13 protein-coding genes are annotated in these 17298 nt (G+C 58.0%); 6 read left to right on the top strand and 7 right to left on the bottom strand.

What is annotated here, in order from left to right; translation table 11 throughout:
• Positions 1-56 precede the first annotated feature (56 nt).
• Together AB4Y89_RS21075 and AB4Y89_RS21070 are read left to right on the top strand one after the other, a co-directional pair.
• A complete protein-coding gene (locus AB4Y89_RS21075; protein WP_442302914.1) occupies positions 57-572 on the top strand; it encodes a hypothetical protein in 516 nt (171 codons plus the stop codon).
• Positions 499-930: a TIGR03435 family protein gene (locus tag AB4Y89_RS21070; RefSeq protein WP_442302913.1), complete on the top strand. Its 432-nt coding sequence runs from the start codon at positions 499-501 to the stop codon at positions 928-930. Before AB4Y89_RS21075 ends, AB4Y89_RS21070 begins: the two co-directional genes overlap by 74 nt.
• Positions 931-1053: 123 nt before the next feature.
• Here the strand turns inward: AB4Y89_RS21070 and AB4Y89_RS21065 are convergent, their stop codons facing one another.
• Positions 1054-4053, bottom strand: coding sequence for an Ig-like domain-containing protein (locus tag AB4Y89_RS21065; protein WP_442302912.1), 3000 nt, complete (start codon positions 4051-4053; stop codon positions 1054-1056).
• A 200-nt stretch (positions 4054-4253) separates the two neighbouring features.
• The gene (locus AB4Y89_RS21060) at positions 4254-5663 is read right to left on the bottom strand and encodes an amidase (protein ID WP_442302911.1); all 1410 of its coding nucleotides are present in this window, start codon (positions 5661-5663) and stop codon (positions 4254-4256) included.
• 113 nt (positions 5664-5776) lie between these two features.
• On the opposite strand from AB4Y89_RS21060, the gene AB4Y89_RS21055 reads away from it, so the two are divergent.
• From AB4Y89_RS21055 to AB4Y89_RS21040, 4 genes are all read left to right on the top strand, one after another.
• Positions 5777-6340 (top strand): TetR/AcrR family transcriptional regulator, encoded by a 564-nt coding sequence (locus tag AB4Y89_RS21055; protein WP_442302910.1) that lies wholly within the window; start codon positions 5777-5779, stop codon positions 6338-6340.
• Between the two features lie 450 nt (positions 6341-6790).
• On the top strand, positions 6791-7324 hold the full coding sequence (locus tag AB4Y89_RS21050) for a hypothetical protein (RefSeq protein WP_442302909.1): 534 nt from the start codon (positions 6791-6793) through the stop codon (positions 7322-7324).
• A gap of 142 nt (positions 7325-7466) precedes the next feature.
• Complete coding sequence (locus tag AB4Y89_RS21045) at positions 7467-7823, top strand: PadR family transcriptional regulator (protein ID WP_442302908.1); 357 nt, start codon at positions 7467-7469, stop codon at positions 7821-7823.
• Between the two features lie 129 nt (positions 7824-7952).
• Positions 7953-10649, top strand: coding sequence for an ADOP family duplicated permease (locus AB4Y89_RS21040; RefSeq protein WP_442302907.1), 2697 nt, complete (start codon positions 7953-7955; stop codon positions 10647-10649).
• A 343-nt stretch (positions 10650-10992) separates the two neighbouring features.
• Here the strand turns inward: AB4Y89_RS21040 and AB4Y89_RS21035 are convergent, their stop codons facing one another.
• The 5 genes from AB4Y89_RS21035 to AB4Y89_RS21015 form a co-directional block, all read right to left on the bottom strand.
• Positions 10993-11547 (bottom strand): hypothetical protein, encoded by a 555-nt coding sequence (locus AB4Y89_RS21035; protein WP_442302906.1) that lies wholly within the window; start codon positions 11545-11547, stop codon positions 10993-10995.
• A 191-nt stretch (positions 11548-11738) separates the two neighbouring features.
• Entirely contained in the window at positions 11739-12197 is a 459-nt protein-coding gene (locus AB4Y89_RS21030; RefSeq protein WP_442302905.1) for a MarR family winged helix-turn-helix transcriptional regulator, read from the bottom strand.
• Positions 12198-12240: 43 nt separating this feature from the next.
• Positions 12241-13122 (bottom strand): NmrA family NAD(P)-binding protein, encoded by an 882-nt coding sequence (locus AB4Y89_RS21025; RefSeq protein WP_442302904.1) that lies wholly within the window; start codon positions 13120-13122, stop codon positions 12241-12243.
• A 536-nt stretch (positions 13123-13658) separates the two neighbouring features.
• Positions 13659-15260: a hypothetical protein gene (locus AB4Y89_RS21020; protein WP_442302903.1), complete on the bottom strand. Its 1602-nt coding sequence runs from the start codon at positions 15258-15260 to the stop codon at positions 13659-13661.
• A gap of 244 nt (positions 15261-15504) precedes the next feature.
• Complete coding sequence (locus AB4Y89_RS21015; protein WP_442302902.1) at positions 15505-16857, bottom strand: alpha/beta fold hydrolase; 1353 nt, start codon at positions 16855-16857, stop codon at positions 15505-15507.
• Positions 16858-17298 lie beyond the last annotated feature (441 nt).

The raw sequence follows: 17298 nt of genomic DNA, 5'->3' as shown, positions 1-17298 counted from the left end.
AGCTTTGAAACTATTTGTGAGAATGCCAGTCTAGTGCGGGCATGAACGCTCCTGGGATGAAACGCTTTCGTAACATGGCGGAGTACATGGCCGTCGCTGCGATGCTCTCCACGCCGATTCGCACCTGTGCTCAGACAGCGGGCCAGCCGATGAGCTTCGATGTAGCTCTCATCCGTCAGAATGTAGACAACATCGGAACGTGTAGTCCGGACCAGGTGCAGCCTACACCGAACGGATTTCATATGACCAATTGCCCACTCCTGATGGTGGTGGGCGCGGCTTATATACCGACATCGGGCGACCCGCTCGGATACCTGGTGCAGGAGCGCATTCTAGGGATGCCGCGAGAACTGTCGCAGGAGCGCTATAACATCGAGGCTCGCATCGCCGATTCGGACGCCGCGGCCTGGCGAGATCCGGTGCAGCGAACAAATATGCTTGCATGCCATGATGCAGACTCTGCTGTCCCAGAGGTGCAAGCTGGTGGTACATCGCGAAATGACAGACAAGCCCATTTTCGCGCTGCAGATCGCGAAGAATGGACCGAAGTTGACGCCCGCCAAGTCGGGTGAGGTGGAGGCAGCCCAGGCCAAGCATCCGGGTGCGGTGGCAATCCCCGGAGGGAGCGGCGTCTTCGTCCGTGGGCAGGTCGATGGGCATATCGATATTTATGGCGCCACTACAGGCACGCTGGCGCTGCTATTGTCCGGACCTGCGGGCCGACCTGTCGTTGACAAGACTGGTCTAACCGGGATCTACGATATGCATCTTGACATGGGGCGAGCCGGACTAGTCTCGGATAGCTCAGCGGATTCTGGAGTGTCCGTTTTCTCTTCGCTGCAGGAGCAGCTTGGGTTGACATTGAAGTCACAGAAAGACAAGGTGGAGTTACTGATCATTGACCGCATTGAGCGGCCTTCACCGAACTAATTCTTTCGGCACTCTCACCGTCCGTATGGCCAGTAACGATAAACGCTCTTAGCGGAGGCCGCGGCCAGTCGCTACCAATAAGCCGACTTTATCGGTACTGATCCGCGCGACTCCCGCGCCTATCTAGTGAAGCGCGTAGACATCGATTTCGCCCATGGGGTTAGTGGCAGTAGTGAGGTCGTGGCCGGTGGAGATGTAGACCTTGCCGTTGCCGACGACAGGTGAAGTGAACTTGATGCCGTAGCCGGGAACGTCGGCGGAGTTCATTGAGCTGCTGTAGAGTGTGTTCGCGAGGTTGCCGGCGTCGAAAGCGAAGAGGGTAGCGTTCGTGGGCGTCACCTTGCCACGGTTCTGCAAAGGTTGGCCTTGATCGAGCATCCAGACGATACCATTCTGGCTTCCGTTAGCGGAGATGAAAGGTGTGGCTCCGTTGCTGTTCATCGAGACATTGGGTGTAGTGATGGAGCCCGGCGTAAGTGTGCCTGCGTAGTTGAACTGCCGGATACCGGCGGGAATGCCAGAGACAGTAGGTGTAACGCCGACGTAGGCGGAGTTATTGAAGTAGGCTGCGGTGCCGAAGTTCTCGTAAGAGACGATGCTGGTTGCGTGGGTGCCTGTGCTATCGGTGCAGCTATCGGTGTATGGCGACACGAGGCCGCTGCTGAAGAAGAAGGTCTGGGTTGCGCCTGCGTCGCTGGCCTGTTGTCGTCCGAGGTTGCCGGAGTCGAGCAGGTAGAGCTTTCCGGTCTTTCCGCCTACAAGGAGGTGGCCGGCGCCGGGGATGAGCAGCAGCCCACCGGAGGCAAGGTCGGCGTCGCGACAGTTCATGTACTGATAGCCAACGGGTGTGAAGTAGTCTTCGAGCCTGAGCTGGCTGCTGAACTTGAGTACGGAATCGCCATAGGCGGTCTGGCCGTCCCATGGGCCATTGCCGGTGGCGATGTAGATGTTACCGGAGCTGTCGGCCACGGGGCCGCCGCCGCCCATCCAGACGCCGCCCGCGGCAGCGTAGGTGCCTTCGCCGTTGAGGTTCGGACTGGAGTTGAATGCGCCGACCTGCGCGAGGGTTGTGGCGTCGTAGGCAAGCAGCCAGCCGCTCTTGCAGCCGCCCAGGCCGATGTAGATATTGCCGTTGGCCAGCAGGAGCGCGGCGCGCTGCACGCACGTGGTGTTGAGGTTCACAACTCCGTTGACGGCTTCCTGACTGGTTCCGGGCACCGAGGCTTGCAGGGTGACGGGGCCGCCTAACTTCTGGGCGCCGGTGGTGATGTCAAGCGCATTCAGGCGGAAGGTCGCGCCCGTGTCTGAAACCTGTGTCGAGACGACATAGAGCGTGTGGGTAGAAGGATCAATCACCGGCGTTGAGGTGACGCCGAGATAGGGTGCGATGGCCCCACCCGTCAACGGACGTTCACCGGACTTGAGGAGTGAGACCTTCCAGAGCGGCGCCATATTGGTGTCGGCATCAAGCGCGTAGACCGAGTCGTTCTCGGTCGCAGCAAAGAGGACGTTGTGTTTGGCGCCTCGTATGGTGAGGTTCGAGATGAGCAGCGGCTCGCCATAGACATAGCCGTCGAGCAGGTAGGAGAAGACTTTGCCGAAGGTCTGCGGGCTGACGTTGGCAGGCGTGAGCGAGGCTTCGTTCGCATTGAGGCCGCTGCGATTCGCATCCATATGCCACGTGGGAATGTTGACGCCGGTGCCGGGTGCAACGGAGACTCTGAGCGGGACGGCGCCGGTAGATCCGTTGTAGCTGACGGTGATCGTAGTAGAGCCGGCAGCAAGCGCCGTGGCAAGACCTGGGGAGGAGATGGACGCAACTGCGGTGTTCCCGGCAGTCCAGGTGGCCTGCGAGGTGATGTCCTGCTTTGTGCCGTTAGGCAGGGTCTCAATGGCGGTGAACTGTTGCGTGGATCCCATGGCCAGGGTGGCGGGACTGGGCGTGATGGCGATGTTGCTTACCTTGAGCGCAAGCGGTGCTGTAGAAGCTCCTCCGCAGTAGTCCCATGCCTCGATGACGGCATTGTAGGAACCGACGGCGAGCGTGAGCGATGTGTTAAGCGAGCTCCCGTTGGTCTGGTACACAAGGCCGTTATTGATGTAGATGCCCATGGCAGCAATGCCTTCTGCGCAGATGGTGCTGCCGGCAGTGGCGACAAACTTCACAGGAGAAGTAACGGTGCCTCCGGCGGCGGGTGAGGTGACGGCGACGCCGTTCAGGGTCGATCCGCTGGAGACGGTGATGTTAATAGGCGTGGTGGATGCTCCACCACAGTAGTCCCACTCCTGGACGACGGTGTTGTTGATGCCGGAGTTGAGAGCGATGGAGGCATTGAGGGAGCTGCCGTTAACGTGATAGACGAGCGAGTTGTTGGCGTAGACCCCCATGGCTGCGACACCCTGGGCGCAGCTACCAGCGGCCGTAGCTGTGGCGACATACTGGACCGGAGAAGCGACGGTGCTTCCATTGGTGGGCGAGGTGACAGTCACGCTGCCGTTCGAGGCTGTGACGTTGATGTTCACAACGCTGGTGTAGGCTCCGCCGCAATAGTCCCACGCTTCCACGACAGTGTTGTAGAAGCCGGGTTGGAGTGTGAGCCTGGTGTTCAAGGAGCTCCCGGAGACATCGTAGGCGAGGGCGTTGTTGACGTAGATGCCCATTGCGGCGATGCCCGCGGCGCAGCTGGTGGAACCAGCGGTAGCGACATAAGCGACGGGAGAAGCTACGGTGCTTCCCGTGACGGGCGAGGAGACGGAGACGCCATTCAGGTTCGATCCGCTGGTGACGGTGATATTGATGGGCGTGGTGGATGCTCCCCCGCAATAGTCCCACTCTTCGACGACGGTATAGTGCATGCCAGGCTGCAAGGTGACGGCCTGGTTGATGGTGTTGCCGGCGACCTGATAGACGAGAGCATTGTCCACATAGATGCCCATCGCGGAGACGCCTGCCGAGCAGGTTGAAGACGAACCGCTGGCGACATACTGGACGGTCGTGCTGGCAGTCGTGGTGTTGTTCGCAGGGCTGCTCACAGTGACTGTGGCAAAGGCTTGTGCGGCGGTGGCCAGGAAGAAAAGACAAAACGCGTCTATAAGACGGCGGATGCTTGAGGAGGTTTTCATGACGCTTCTTTTGTGTGTCAGCGTGCGTGGTTCAGGTCGTTCAAAAGGGAGAAGCCAAACGCCCTCTAAGATGAGCGGCTCTCCTCCAGGAGTTGCCTGTAGAAATGCTTGCTCTAGAGCATCAGTAGTGCCGATATCTGGAGGCCCAGTGAGCAGGAGCGGTCTCTCCCCTGCCCACTTGCTCCATTCCCTGGTGCTATTTAGAGATTTGGGTGCAGATCCCGCAAGGGACTTACCTGCTCCAAAAGGGACGCTACATGAAGAATCGTGGACTCGGTTTGCCAGTTACCAACGATCTGCACGCCGATCGGCATCTCGTCATGGCTCGTACCGAACCGCATGGAAATGCCCGGCAGGCCCGTCACGTTTAACGGCGATGTCGCGGACATGATGCCCATGATGTTCACAGCCTGGCCGTTGATCAGCAACTCCCCCTGGCCATGGCTGAACGACGGGGCAGGCAGGACCGGAGTGAGCAATACATCGTACTTCTGGAAGTACTCGGCATAGCCATCCTTTAACCGCTCCGCCGCCTGTACGGCTTCGATGTACTCCACTGCCGGCGTATCGGGCAACGAGAGCATAAACCTGGCCATATAAGAGACTTCATCCTCGCTGCGGCCGGCCGTCGTCTCCACGAATCCAGGTTTCATCTCAAGGACATGCAGACGGCTGAACACGTCAAGCGCAAAATCCCGCTCCAGTGCAGGGATGCGCACGGATTCAACGGTGTGCCCGAAGTCCTTGAGAGCTTCCGCGGCAGCTTTCACCGTCGCCGCGACCTCGCGGTCGATCGGCCCGAAACCGGGCTCCACCAACCAGCCCACACGAAGCGGACGCTTGTTGGAACTACCGATGCCGTTATCAAACGGGATAGCACTGCTGGAGTAGCCGTCTTGTCCGTCCGGTCCGGCGAGTTGTGCAAAGGCCAACGATAGATCGCGAATGCTCCGTGCCATCGGGCCCACATGCCATAAACGGCGCGGCTCACGCGGCCAGATGCCGGTCATGGGAACTCGTCCGTGAGTCGCCTTGAGCGAGACAATGCCTGTGTGGGCTGCCGGACCACGTACGGAGATCGCAAGATCGGTCCCCAGACCAAGCGGAGACATACCCGCTGCGATCGCCGCGGATTCGCCGCCACTTGAACCGCCCGGCGTAAGATTCAAATTCCAGGGATTATTCGTCCGGCCGGTGAGAAGATTGTCGCTTTCAATCCCATAGGAAAATTCAGGAAGGTTCGTCTTCGCGAGCAGAATGCCCCCAGCTTTCTTCAGGCGCGCGACGCTGGTCGCATCGGTGTCGGGCGTTCGCCCCCTGAAGATCGGAGTTCCGCGTTGGGTCTGCACCATGGCGGTGTCGATCGAATCCTTTGCCGTGAAAGGCACACCGTGCAGAGGCCCCAGGTCGTCTCCTCGCTGCACCGACGCCTCTGCTTTCTCGGCAGACTTCAACGCGTCATCGGCGATCGTGACGATCGCATTCACCTTCGGGTTAACTGCCTCAATGCGATCGAGGTGTGCCTTCATAATTTCGACCGGCGAGACCTCACGCGTGCGGATGAGCTCGGCCAGTTTCGTTGCGTCGGAATAGATCAGTTCAGTGTCCATTGCTTTCTCCCTACCTGCCACTTGGCAGGTTATAGTGTTTGAGATTCTACCTGCCACATGGTAGATTCAGAAATCGAGAAAGTTTTTGTCATCCAGAAGAGCGGAGGTGCGTGATGAGTGCAAATGCCCGGGAAGACATCCTGGCCGCCGCGAAGCTTGTTGGCCAGGCTCACGGTTATGCGGGGTTGAACTTTCGTGATCTAGCCCAGCAGGTCGGTATCAAAGCCGCGAGTATCTACTACCACTTCCCCAGCAAAGCCGACCTGGCCGCGGCAGTGGCAAAGCGCTACTGGGAGGATGCCGCAGCTTATCTTGAGTCTCTGCTGCAGAACTCAGCAAAGCCGCTGGAAGCACTGCGTCGCTATCCGGAGACCTTTCGCTGGGCACTGGAGAACGGCAATCGCATCTGCCTTTGCAGCTTTATGTCGGCGCAGTTCGACGACCTACCTGACGAAGTGAAGACGGAAGTTCAGATTTTCGCCGATGTCAACATTGCGTGGCTGAAGAAGACGTTGGTTGCTGCCAAGGTCGCAAGCCCCAGGGATGCCGAGAAGCGAGCACGTGCTATCTACTCCGGAATCGTGGGTGCTCAACTGATGGCAAGAAGCCGGGCAGATATCACTCTCTACGACAACCTGATCGAAAGTTACCGCACAACAGGATTGCTTCCTGCCTGACGGCAGGACGCTGATGAATACAATTTCCCTACAGGTCGTCGGCCCTTTGAAGGTCGGATAGCTCGGCGAGGCAATTTGCCGCTCAGTTGGGTGGGAGCAGCCGGCTTCAGCCCGCTGATAAGCGGCGTAAAAGTAAATGGGCTTTAGAGCATTTCTCCTGTTGCTGGGTAGCCCGGAAGGGGAGTGCAGCGGCGTTTTCATTGCGGAAAACGCCCATAGATACCGAATCCCTACACTACACCTACAGGAGAAATGCTCTAGCCCTGGGCTTTCTTTCTCAGTTAGGAAAAAGCCCAGGGCTAAAGCCCATTTCTATATTGAGCCGATAGACCACGGGCTGAAGCCCGCGGCTCCCACCCGGTTCGAGCTTCGCTCGAATCGTTCACCCACAAATATTTATTCCAAAGTATGGTGTCCGAATCTGTCGATACGCCCTAGAATGGCCTTTCTATGAACCTCGAGTGGAACCTGCACCTCTTTCGCGTGGTGATCGAAGATGGTGAATCAAAAGAGATCCACGTCAATGACGTGTTGGATTGGTTCGCAATCACCTTTTGGTCTGACGCTGTGCTGACCCGGGCTGCAGAAAGGACGAAGTCCGCAGTTCTAATCGCTGACAACTACTACCGCGTGAACGCTGAGGTCGTCTATGTCTCGCATGACCCCAAACAGGCGGCTTGCATTCTCGACTTCGGCATTAAGGCCATATCGGAGTCGGGTGGGATTCTGGAAGTTCCTCTTCCGCCGGGATGTCAGGAGGGCGATTATGTGAGTGGCGAAATTCGACTGGTGCTTCCGCTTTGTACCGCTGTCCACCCCCACAACCTCTTTCACAGATGGCGTGTGAATAGAATTTCCGCCAACTTGGCCCCTTTCATGAACCATCCAGGCGACATCTCTGAAGTTCGCTATCAGGACGTCTCTGGCACCGATTCCATTCAGGCAGGCTCTTATCTTCTGCTCTGTTCCGATCTCAACCCTTGATTTAAGTTATTTCTCAAGTTCACTTCATATTCGGTCTCACTGATTTCATTGATTGACTCCGTCGCAGAGTCTCCTTGCGATGAATTCCAAGTTGACGCCTCCTCATTACTGTTTTACTCTAGGCATGTTTCGATAAGGCCTTATGGAAAACAGCAAGAACGAATCTCGCGATCTCTTTCCCGGCGCACTGGAGATGATGATCCTGGAATCCCTCCGCCGCCAACCCGCGCACGGATACGCTCTGGTTCAGCACATCCAGCAGCGTTCGAACAACCTGCTTCAGGTGGAAGAGGGCTCGCTGTATCCCGCCCTGCAGCGCCTGCTCAAAGGTAAGCTCGTCAAGGCCGAGTGGACCGTATCGCCTTCGACCAACCGTCGCGTGCGCGTCTACCAGATCACGAAAAACGGTTTGCTCCACCTGGAGCGCGAGATCTCCAGCTTCGACCGCATGCTGGAAGGCATCCAGATGGTCCTCGGCCCCCAGAAGCGCAATGCCTGAGCATTTCTCCTGTAGGTGTAGTGTAGGGATTCCGTATCTATGGGCGTTTTCCGCAATGAAAACGCCGCTGCGCTCCCCTTCCGGGATACCCAGCAACAGGAGAAATGCTCTAATTCCTAGGAGACTGCGATGAGCTGGTTCGAGCGAATCTTCCGCCGTCGGCGACTCTACGACGAACTCTCCGAAGAAATCCGCGAGCACATCGAAGAGAAGATCGAGCAGATCATGCGTCTCGAAAACCTCTCGCGGCCCGAAGCGCGGCAAGCGGCTCTTCGGGCCTTCGGAAACGTGACTCTTCTGGAAGAACGCAGCCGCGGAGTCTGGCAATGGTCCACGCTCGAATCCATCCTCGCCGATCTCAAGCTCACGCTACGGCGCCTGCGAAGAGCTCCGGGCTTTGCGGCGACCGTTCTTCTCACGCTCGCTATCGGCATCGGCGCCAACACCGCAGTCTTCAGCGTGATCAATAGCGTGCTCCTTAAGCCGCTGCCCTATCCGGACTCCAACCATCTGATCGCGCTGCGCCTTGACGCGCCGGGCGCAGGCGGGCTCGCCAGTTTCTCGAGTGGACTGGCAGTCTCTCCATCGATGTACCTGACCTTCGCCGAGCACAACCGAACCTTTCAGTCGATCGGGTTATGGTCTCCCAGTACCGCCAACATCACCGGCGTTGAACAACCCGAGTGGGTGCAGGCAGACCAGGTTAGCGACGGCGTGCTCCAGACGCTCGAAGTCCCACCTCTGCTGGGCCGCTGGTTTTCAGCTGCGGATCAGGATCCCCACGGCTCCAAAACCGCCATGCTGAGCTACGGATACTGGCAACGCCGCTTTGGTGGCGACCGCAGCGTTATCGGTCGCGCCATCCAGGTCGATGCCCAGACCAGGACCATCGTCGGCGTCATGCCGCGTGGCTTCCGCATGGTCGATCAGGACTTCGATCTCCTGGTCCCATTCGCGCTCGATCGCAGCCAGCTCAAACTCGCGCCCTTCTGCTGCAATGGCATTGGCCGGCTGAAACCGGGAGTCGGCATCGACCAGGCCAATGCCGATATTGCCCGCCTTCTTCCCTTATGGATGGATTCGTGGTCCAACGGCCCCGGCACCAATCCCCACTGGTACGAAAAGTGGAAGATTTCGCCGAACTTCACTCCACTCAAGCGCCAGGTCATCGGCGACGTGGGCAACGTGCTCTGGGTCGTTATGGCCACCATCGCGGTCGTCATGCTGATTGTCTGCATGAACGTCGCCAATCTGCTGCTGGTGCGGGCCGAGTCTCGCCATCAGGAGATCTCCATACGGGCCGCACTCGGCGCCGGACGCGCCCGCATCGCCCGCGAGCTGCTGCTGGAAAGCGTCGTGCTCGGCCTGATCGGCGGTGTGCTCGGCGTTGGCGTCGCCGCTGCGGCGCTGCGTCTCCTCGTCTCCATCGGCCCGGCTAGTCTGCCGCGTCTCAGCGAAATATCTCTCGACACACGTTCCGTCGCATTTACCTTTGCGATTTCACTGTTCTCCGGACTCCTCTTCGGCTCGCTGCCCACATGGAAATACGTCTTCCGCCAGAGATCTACGCTGCTCGACGGCTCCGTGCGCACCACCAGCATCAGTCGCGAACGCCATCGCGCACGCAACGTGCTGGTCGTCACTCAGGTGGCAATGGCCCTGGTGCTGCTGGTGTGCGCTCTCCTCATGGTCCGCACCTTCGCCGCGTTGCACAATGTCGATCCTGGCTTCTCCGACGCGTCACACATTCAGACAGTAAGCACGTGGATTCCCGATCAGCTCATCAGCAATTCCGAAATGGTCACTCGCACCGAGAACGACATCACCGACAAGCTTGCCGGTATCCCCGGCGTCACCTCTGTCGGCTTCGCTCGCGCTGTGCCCATGGACGGCAACCAACCCAATTGGGACAGCCTCTACCTAAAAGGAAAGGACTACGGAGCGACCGAGCCGCCAATCCGCTTCTTCAACTACATCTCGCCCGGCTTCTTTCACGCCATGGGCACGCGCCTCGTCGCCGGACGCGACTTCACCTGGAGCGACATCTACAGTCTGCGACCCAGCGTCATCGTCTCCGAAAACTTAGCCCGCGAGTCATGGGGCTCCGCTCAAGCAGCGATCGGCAAACAAGTACGCGAGTTTTCCAGCATGCCATGGCAGGAGGTGATCGGCGTCGCAGAAGATGTACATACTCTGGGCCTGGACGAAAAGGTCCCCGCAACCGTCTACTGGCCGGCAATGGTCAGAAACCCATATGATCCGCAGCCGGCGATCATGGCCTCGCGCTTCGTGACCTTTGCTATCCACACCAACCGTGCCGGAACCGCCAGCCTGCAGAGTGAAATGCAGCAAGCTGTGTCGTCGGTCAATGCAAGCCTGCCCCTGGCATCCGTGCAGACCATGCAGGAGATCTACGGCAAGTCTCTCGCGCGCACTTCCTTCACACTCGTGATGCTGGGGATCGCCGCAGCCATGGCGCTTGCGCTCGGCATCATCGGCATCTACGGCGTCATCTCCTACGCCGTCTCACAGCGCACTCGTGAGATCGGTATCCGTCTTGCGCTCGGCGCGCGGAAGAACGAGCTCCGTTGGATGTTCGTCCGTCCCGCCTTATTGCTCACCGGAATCGGAGTCGTCATCGGCCTCGGAGCCGCCGCGGCAGTCGCGCGGCTAATGAGAACACTGTTGTTTGGCATCAGCCCTATTGACCCATTGAGCTTCGTGGCCGTGCCGCTCATCCTCGTTCTGGCAGCAGCGCTCGCAAGTTTTCTGCCGGCCTCTCGCGTGGCCACCGTCAACCCCGTGGACGCGTTGAGAGTCGAGTAACCCAAAGAGTCATCTTCACTCGAATGGAATGTCGGCTGCTCCGCATCCGCTGGGCGGCTCCCTTCCTGTAAGCCGACTTACGAGTACTAATCCGTCTCCAATGTAGAAGCCCCTGTCGCAGGCGAAATGAAAGATGAAATCAGGTCGATCCCGGATTTCTCCTGGGCTTTTCTCTTTGCTCTTCGCGGCGAGGCCGCATGTCACTGAAGGCTTCTGCGGTCTATCGGTTTAATTGCTAGACCGACTTGAGGAAAGGAATCAACGCGCGGAAGTAGTCGGTCTGGTCGTCCCACAGGGGTAGGTGACTGAAGGCGGCTCGAAACTTAGCCGGTCGACTTCGTATTTACCTGATCGTTTGTTCTTGAGGCGGAGGAATTGCCCGTCGTTCGCGGGAACCAATTCGCTTGAAAACGCCAGACTGCCACTTGTATCGCGTGATGAGCACGCCGGAAGAACAGCAGTCGCCCTCACTTCTACTCGGATCGAACAACTCAAACACCAACAGCCCCTTTTGTCCGTACACGCCGTAGAGCCCGGAGTCTGATCTGCTTCCCGTGTGGCAGTAGGCGAGGAGCTTTGGCTGGTGCTGATCGAGTGTGTAAACGTACACATAGTCGGTCGTTTGCGTTCCGCCGGAGTAATACCTAAGGTCGACGATAGCCTCCTCGTTACCATCTCCCGTGAGGTCGGCATAGCGGACAAACTCAAATGTGAACCCTTGGTATTGGGCGTATTCCTTACCATCCATCACGAAGCTGGAGGTTTTCCTCAGGTCCTTGCCGTCCACTAGTAGAATCGGCTTTCTACTAGGGTTGGTCGTGGAACCATCAAGCCATTGGAGGCTGTTGTGACCGAGTAGGTGTCCGCTTACTGGATAGGTAAAGCTCTTGAAATCCACTTGGTGGATGTTTTCCTGAGCACTGAGATGCAAGCAGCAGTGCAGAAGAACCAGGATGAGTGTTAAACGGGGCACACATCCACTGTAATCGTGTAAAGCGCAATTTGGCGTCGCATTTCTTTCCAGGCGTATGTCGCCATGCTCATCGCTGAGCAGGCAGGCTTTACTGTTGCAGCCGTTGATCTGGACGCTCAGCCTTTCGATGCATCTGTCGTGACATCGCCAATAGCGATGCTTTTGAGTCGCCTCCGCAGCTCCGCAGCATTTTTCCCATTCAGCTCCTCGAATTCGTGCTGCGCTTTGCGCCAGAGAGGGGCTGCTTTATCGTGGAGGCGCTGTCCTTCCCTGGTGAGTTCCACAAGGCGGCTTCGGCCATCTGTCGGTGACGGCTTGATCGTAACGAAGCCATCACGCTCAAGGAAACCAACCATCTTTCCCATCGCTGTGCGTTCGATATCCAATCGCTCCGCAAGGGCGTTGACCGGGGCGCTACCCACTTCGTTCAACGCAGCGAGTGTAAGGAATTGCGTAATGCGCACACCCGCAGACTCCAGATAGCTGTCATAAAGGCGTGAGACCTGTCTACTCGCCTTCCTTACCGCGAAACAGTAGCACTGGTCGATCCCGAGCGATTGGTTGAGCTGCAGCATACGTTTTTACCCTCTCGATTTCCATTGATTGTTCAAACTCTCATCACGCGAATGCTTTGCGGTATTTCTCGATGAAAGCCGCGACCGAAAGCGCAGGCGTTCCGGTGATCGTCTCGACATTATCTTTGACACCGGAGAAAATGCCGTCTCGATAGTTCTGAGCGACCTCGACCAGGTGCTGCACCAGGAATGGAGGAAACTTATAAAGATTCTCCATTTTCTCCCTGAACTCTTCGATCGTTGTCGGCGCATACCCGATCTCTGCACCGAGTACATCGCTCATGACGGAAGCAATCTCGGTATGGTTCATCTCGACTGGTCCGTGCAGTGTGTAGGTCTTGCCTCCGTGCCCCTCGGGATTGGCGAGGATATGGGCGATGACCCTGCCCTGGTCGTCGCTCGCGATGGGCGCGTGGCGTCCGTCGGCGAAGGGAAACTCGATCTTTTTCTTAGCCCAGATCTCCTTCGCAAAATGCGGGTAAACAAGCCAATCGGCGAAGAAGGTCGGGCGGAGATGTGTCGTGGGCACGCCTGACCAGTCAAAAACCCGCTCTGAGATCCAGTGATCCTGCGCAGCATGGCTTGCCGACTCGCGCCGTGCGGAAATCTGCGACATGTTGACGATTGCCGTAACGCCTGCTTCCTTTGCAGCCTGAGCGAAATAGGCAGCAGCTCCAATAATTCCCGGCGCAATTGGATGAAGAAAATAGGCCGACCGGATACCTTCCATAGCGGCACGGATCTGGTCGATGTCTGTGAAATCCCCTACGGAGATATCGACTCCGCGATGTCTCAGTTCGGCAGCCCGATCGTCATCGGCGCGCACATAAGCCCGCACGCGTCTACCCATCTTGAGCAATTCATTGATGGCTGTTCCCCCGGTCCGTCCAGTTGCTCCGCTCACCAAAATCTCGAATTCATTCATGACGCCCCTCCCTTTGATGTGCGAGCATATGCTCGCATACAGAATATGAGTAGGAGCATATGCTTTTAGTTTCAACTTTTTTTACCGGTGTCAGTTGGTAGGGCAGGGTTGCCGGATCGCAGCTCTATGCGCTAACGAAGGTGAGCAGCGGTGCTTGCCGGTACCGTCTCACCCACTTGCCCACCGTCTGCCTGCGCTCGGCTGCCACCTCGCGCTGGCTCAGCCCTCTTCCAAAACCCGCTTTATCAGTTGCTCTCGACCACGCACTGTCAAACGGGCATGATGGTGATAGTCCATCTGGCCTCCGAAGATACTGCTTGCTCGTCACATTCAGCTTCTCCGTTCTCGGTCAGATGGACAACAACCTATTGAAACTTCACATTTAGCCGCTGAGGGCATAGCCTTGATACCTCAGGGGCTAAAGCCGCATATCGTCGGGACTCAATACGGGACGGCTAAAAGCCGTCCCCTTAAGCAAGGCATTCGCACCTTCGGTGCGAAATGGTTGCGCCGCCGCGCAACGGCGCTGAGACAGCTTAGAAGTTCCGAGCATACGTGTCGCGTGGGAGCCCAACCTGCCGGGCGCGGTTGCGGAGGTCCATCGCAGTTGTCTCGTTCGACGGATTACCCAGAGCTACGAAATAGGGTGCGTGTCCCGTCGGCGTGAAGACCTGCGGATGGAGACTCACGTATTTGCGCTGCAGCTTCATGGCCTGTGCCTGGGCCTGCTGCTCATACTTATACGTGTAGGCGATGACGTGCCAACCGGCCCGCTCGCTCGAGGCGAGTAATGAGTTCTGTCCCTGGTGAGCTTCAGGAACGGCGGAGGGCTTAGACGACGGCGGCGGTGCAGATGTCTGCTTTGGAACAGTCTGCTTTGCAGCTGTGGTCTGCGAGGTTGCCGGTTGACCTTGGACGATCGGCGCGGGCTGTTCCCTGACCTCCGGCTTATTGGCCTCCTGTTGGTTGACCTCGTGCTTGCCACCCCCGGCAGCCCAGATCACTACTCCCAGCAAGACCGCAGCGGCACCCGATGCGATATAGGCGTTGCGGCTGATGGGCCTTGGCCTCATCGGCCTGAGCCGTCGTATCAGATCCGCGCCGATGGATTTGGTGCCGAGGTGCTGGCGCGATTGCTCAAGCAGACCGTCAAGCCCCATCTGGAGCCGCTTCCCCACCCAGCCGCTGCCGGGCGTTGGCGACGCGGTCGCGTCCGAGTCTGGGCCATCCTCCGTGAAGGGGAGTCTGTTGTGAGCGAGCACTGGCTCATCCTGGACGGAAGACGAAGCCTGGACGGAAGACGAAGCCTGGATGGAAGACGAAGTCTGGGTAGAGGGCGAAACAACCCGGCGAGAGATTGTGGGCTCCGTATCCCTTGTCGTTGAAGCGACGGCCGGCGGCATCGTTGCCGCTGCAGGAACCTGCTGCGCCGCGGGGACAACGGGGGTTTGCTTCGGCGGTTGAAGGATGCCGACGATATCTTCCGACCTCAGCGTTCCATTGAGCGCGCCCGGAATGATGCGATCGAATGGCTTTGGAAACCGTGTGGATGTATGCGCTTGCCCATCCAGGCCAAGGCAGCGAAGCAGCAGCAGGCCGAGGTCGTGAACGTCGCGCTGGCGTAGAGCTTCGCGTGCCTCAGGAGTATCCGCTTCGAAATCGCCGACGCAATCGCGGCAGCAGTCGCTGCGCAGCTTGATGACCTCTCCTGATGCGAAGACGTTGGTTGCATCCACGTGCTCATGAATCAGACCGGCGGCATGGAGGGCGGCGAGCGCACCACTCACTGCTTCCGCGACCTCCTTCGTCTCATCGACAGAGAGCACCTGCTCGCGAAGGGCGTCAGAAAGGCTGCTATCCGTGGGCTCCAGTAGACAGCATGCCAGCGACAGACCGTCGAACGTGGTCTGGCCGGCACGCTTGATCGCCTGCAGATTCGAGTGTGAGACAGCCGCGATCCTGCGCCAGCGGCCAATGAGTTCCGACTCATCGAAGTGCGCCTCCGTAAGGCGCAGCAAGGCTCGTTGGCCATCGGGGGTTGCAGTGGTGAAAAAGGCGTTGCGTCCCTCTGAGCGGTTCAGCCGGCCAATCGGATATCCGGCAAGTGTATTGCCTTCGTAATCTGTCCACAGATGCATGGGTTTAAGTCCTGCAATGAAATCACTGGATTATGATGCACGTTTTATTCCAAAGGCAGGCTCAGGCGCAGATGCGGCTCATCTCCGGTTTTTCTCTGGTTTCATGGATAAAATGTCGTGCAGACTGAGAATTTTCTCCCTTGTTAGTACCGGCGAGACGGAAGTTATTCGGCATCTAGCGAGGTACCTGCTAGAGCATTTTCCCTGTTGCTGGGTAGCCCGAAAGAGGAGTGCAGCGGCGTTTTCACCAGAGGAAATCGACGATGGGCAATTCTGTCGCGATGTCCTTCGAGGCCCGAGCCACGATTGACTCATTGCGTAGCGCAATGGAGACGGCATTCGTGTCAGGGATAGAAACCAGGAAAGAATCCTGGATAGGAAGGCCGTGCGGCTCCTCCGTCACAGGTTTCCCGTTCACTGTGACAGGGTCGCGGCCCTGTGAGAAGTATCCTTCCGGACGTGCAATCAGAAGAAGAGCCGTTCCGGGTGCGCGTGTGACCGTATCGTGCGGGGCGGGTGCAAACCTCAGATTCAACAATGTTGTTGAGCGAGGAAGCGGCGCCTTGTAGTAGCGGATATGACGGCCTTCAAATTCCAGATCAAAGCAATACTGCTGTATGGCCGAAGCCTGGAACGGCCCCCACTTGCCATCTGCCGCGGTTGTGGTGCTGTACACGGGAGCCCCATCGCCGGTTCCGCTCGCACCGACGGCAAAGATCCTCAAGTGAACGCCCTGCAGGGGAAGATTCGTAGGTGCAGTTCCGGCAAATCCCGTAACCACTCCAGAGAGTTCCACCGTAGACTCGGGCTGAACCGTCAGCGTTTTGGGGTCAGAGCCAGTGATGAAGTGAAACATCTCGCGGAATGCAGTCGGCGCGAACGCCAACTCACGGTGATCGAGGTTGGGAAGTACCGTATTCGTAGCTCCACGCAACTCAGGCCCGTCGAAGCTGATTCCAGTCTGGCTCTGTGGCGCTCCGAGGCCAATCCCCGTGGGCTGTGCGTACTTGTCCAGCTTGTCACTCCGCAGGGTTAGAAAGCGAATACCTTCTACCACCTCGCTGCGGCCTTCACCCACGTGGTTCAGGTTCTGCAGGTATTGGCCGCCACCGTTGAATTCTCCATTAGGGTTCGCGGTGGAGATAAGGACACCATGATTGGGCGTACCGGCAAGAATGGCCACCGCAACATTGTTCCGTCCACCGCCGTTCTGAATGTAGTTGCGGATCGTGAGACCTCCGCGGCTGCTGCCAACCAGAATGACTTTGCTGCTATGGGTCTCAAGCAACACCCGAGTGACCATGCTGCTCAGCTCTGCAGCCGCATCGACGGTGGAAGAGTGATTGGCTTCGGGCTTTGTGTCGTCGGCACGGGCTGCCGGGTTTGAGAAGCGAATGGCAAAGAGCCGGTCTTTGGGATAACCATTCGATTCAAACAGCCAGATGATGCCTATCCATTTGGCCGCATCGTCTCCGTTCCCATGAACAAACACGATGGGATACTTCGCCTCTGCCTTCGGATCGATGTTCTGCCCAAATGCCGGAAGCATAGCAAACAACAGCGCAGAGGCCAGGAAGCAGAAGGTCCGTCGATTCACTATTTCACCGTCAAGTTCTGGAATCAGCTCAGACACCGAATTGATTCAGAGGATGATCAAGATGCTTATACCCCATGATCGCCCATTCCAGAGGGGCATGGGCCCGAAGAAGCAGCGCGGGGACGTCGTATCCGAGGGGCACTGGCAGCTGTTTGCCCCGTGATCGTTGCGCGACGGCACAACAGAATAATGCAGCCAGGTGGCGATCCGTCGGCGACAAAAGCATGTCCCTCCTTCGCGCGAAGCTCAATGTTTTGCTTAAGGGCACGGCTTTAGCCGTGCCGTATAGATGGGTACAGACCGGGCAGATGGGTAACAGATTAGACCGGGGACATAGGTAACACTTTCGCGAGGTCGAGCGGAGGCGTGTAGAAGTCTGGCATGCCTTGGAGAGCGAGCGGAGTGTTGGAAGAGCGTGCCCGGTTTGCAGTGGAGTGGGAG

The organism is Terriglobus sp. 2YAB30_2 (assembly GCF_052114765.1).
Classification (GTDB): domain Bacteria; phylum Acidobacteriota; class Terriglobia; order Terriglobales; family Acidobacteriaceae; genus Terriglobus.
Note: the sequence above shows the minus strand (reverse complement) of the source record. Positions and strands in the feature narration are given on the sequence as shown.

Bases quoted from the DNA above. Each gene is read 5' to 3' on its own strand.
- AB4Y89_RS21075 (WP_442302914.1), top strand. From the start codon at position 57: ATGAAACGCTTTCGTAACATGGCGGAGTACATGGCCGTCGCTGCGATG.
- AB4Y89_RS21070 (WP_442302913.1), top strand. From the start codon at position 499: ATGACAGACAAGCCCATTTTCGCGCTGCAGATCGCGAAGAATGGACCG.
- AB4Y89_RS21065 (WP_442302912.1), bottom strand. From the start codon at position 4,053: ATGAAAACCTCCTCAAGCATCCGCCGTCTTATAGACGCGTTTTGTCTT.
- AB4Y89_RS21060 (WP_442302911.1), bottom strand. From the start codon at position 5,663: ATGGACACTGAACTGATCTATTCCGACGCAACGAAACTGGCCGAGCTC.
- AB4Y89_RS21055 (WP_442302910.1), top strand. From the start codon at position 5,777: ATGAGTGCAAATGCCCGGGAAGACATCCTGGCCGCCGCGAAGCTTGTT.
- AB4Y89_RS21050 (WP_442302909.1), top strand. From the start codon at position 6,791: ATGAACCTCGAGTGGAACCTGCACCTCTTTCGCGTGGTGATCGAAGAT.
- AB4Y89_RS21045 (WP_442302908.1), top strand. From the start codon at position 7,467: ATGGAAAACAGCAAGAACGAATCTCGCGATCTCTTTCCCGGCGCACTG.
- AB4Y89_RS21040 (WP_442302907.1), top strand. From the start codon at position 7,953: ATGAGCTGGTTCGAGCGAATCTTCCGCCGTCGGCGACTCTACGACGAA.
- AB4Y89_RS21030 (WP_442302905.1), bottom strand. From the start codon at position 12,197: ATGCTGCAGCTCAACCAATCGCTCGGGATCGACCAGTGCTACTGTTTC.
- AB4Y89_RS21025 (WP_442302904.1), bottom strand. From the start codon at position 13,122: ATGAATGAATTCGAGATTTTGGTGAGCGGAGCAACTGGACGGACCGGG.
- AB4Y89_RS21020 (WP_442302903.1), bottom strand. From the start codon at position 15,260: ATGCATCTGTGGACAGATTACGAAGGCAATACACTTGCCGGATATCCG.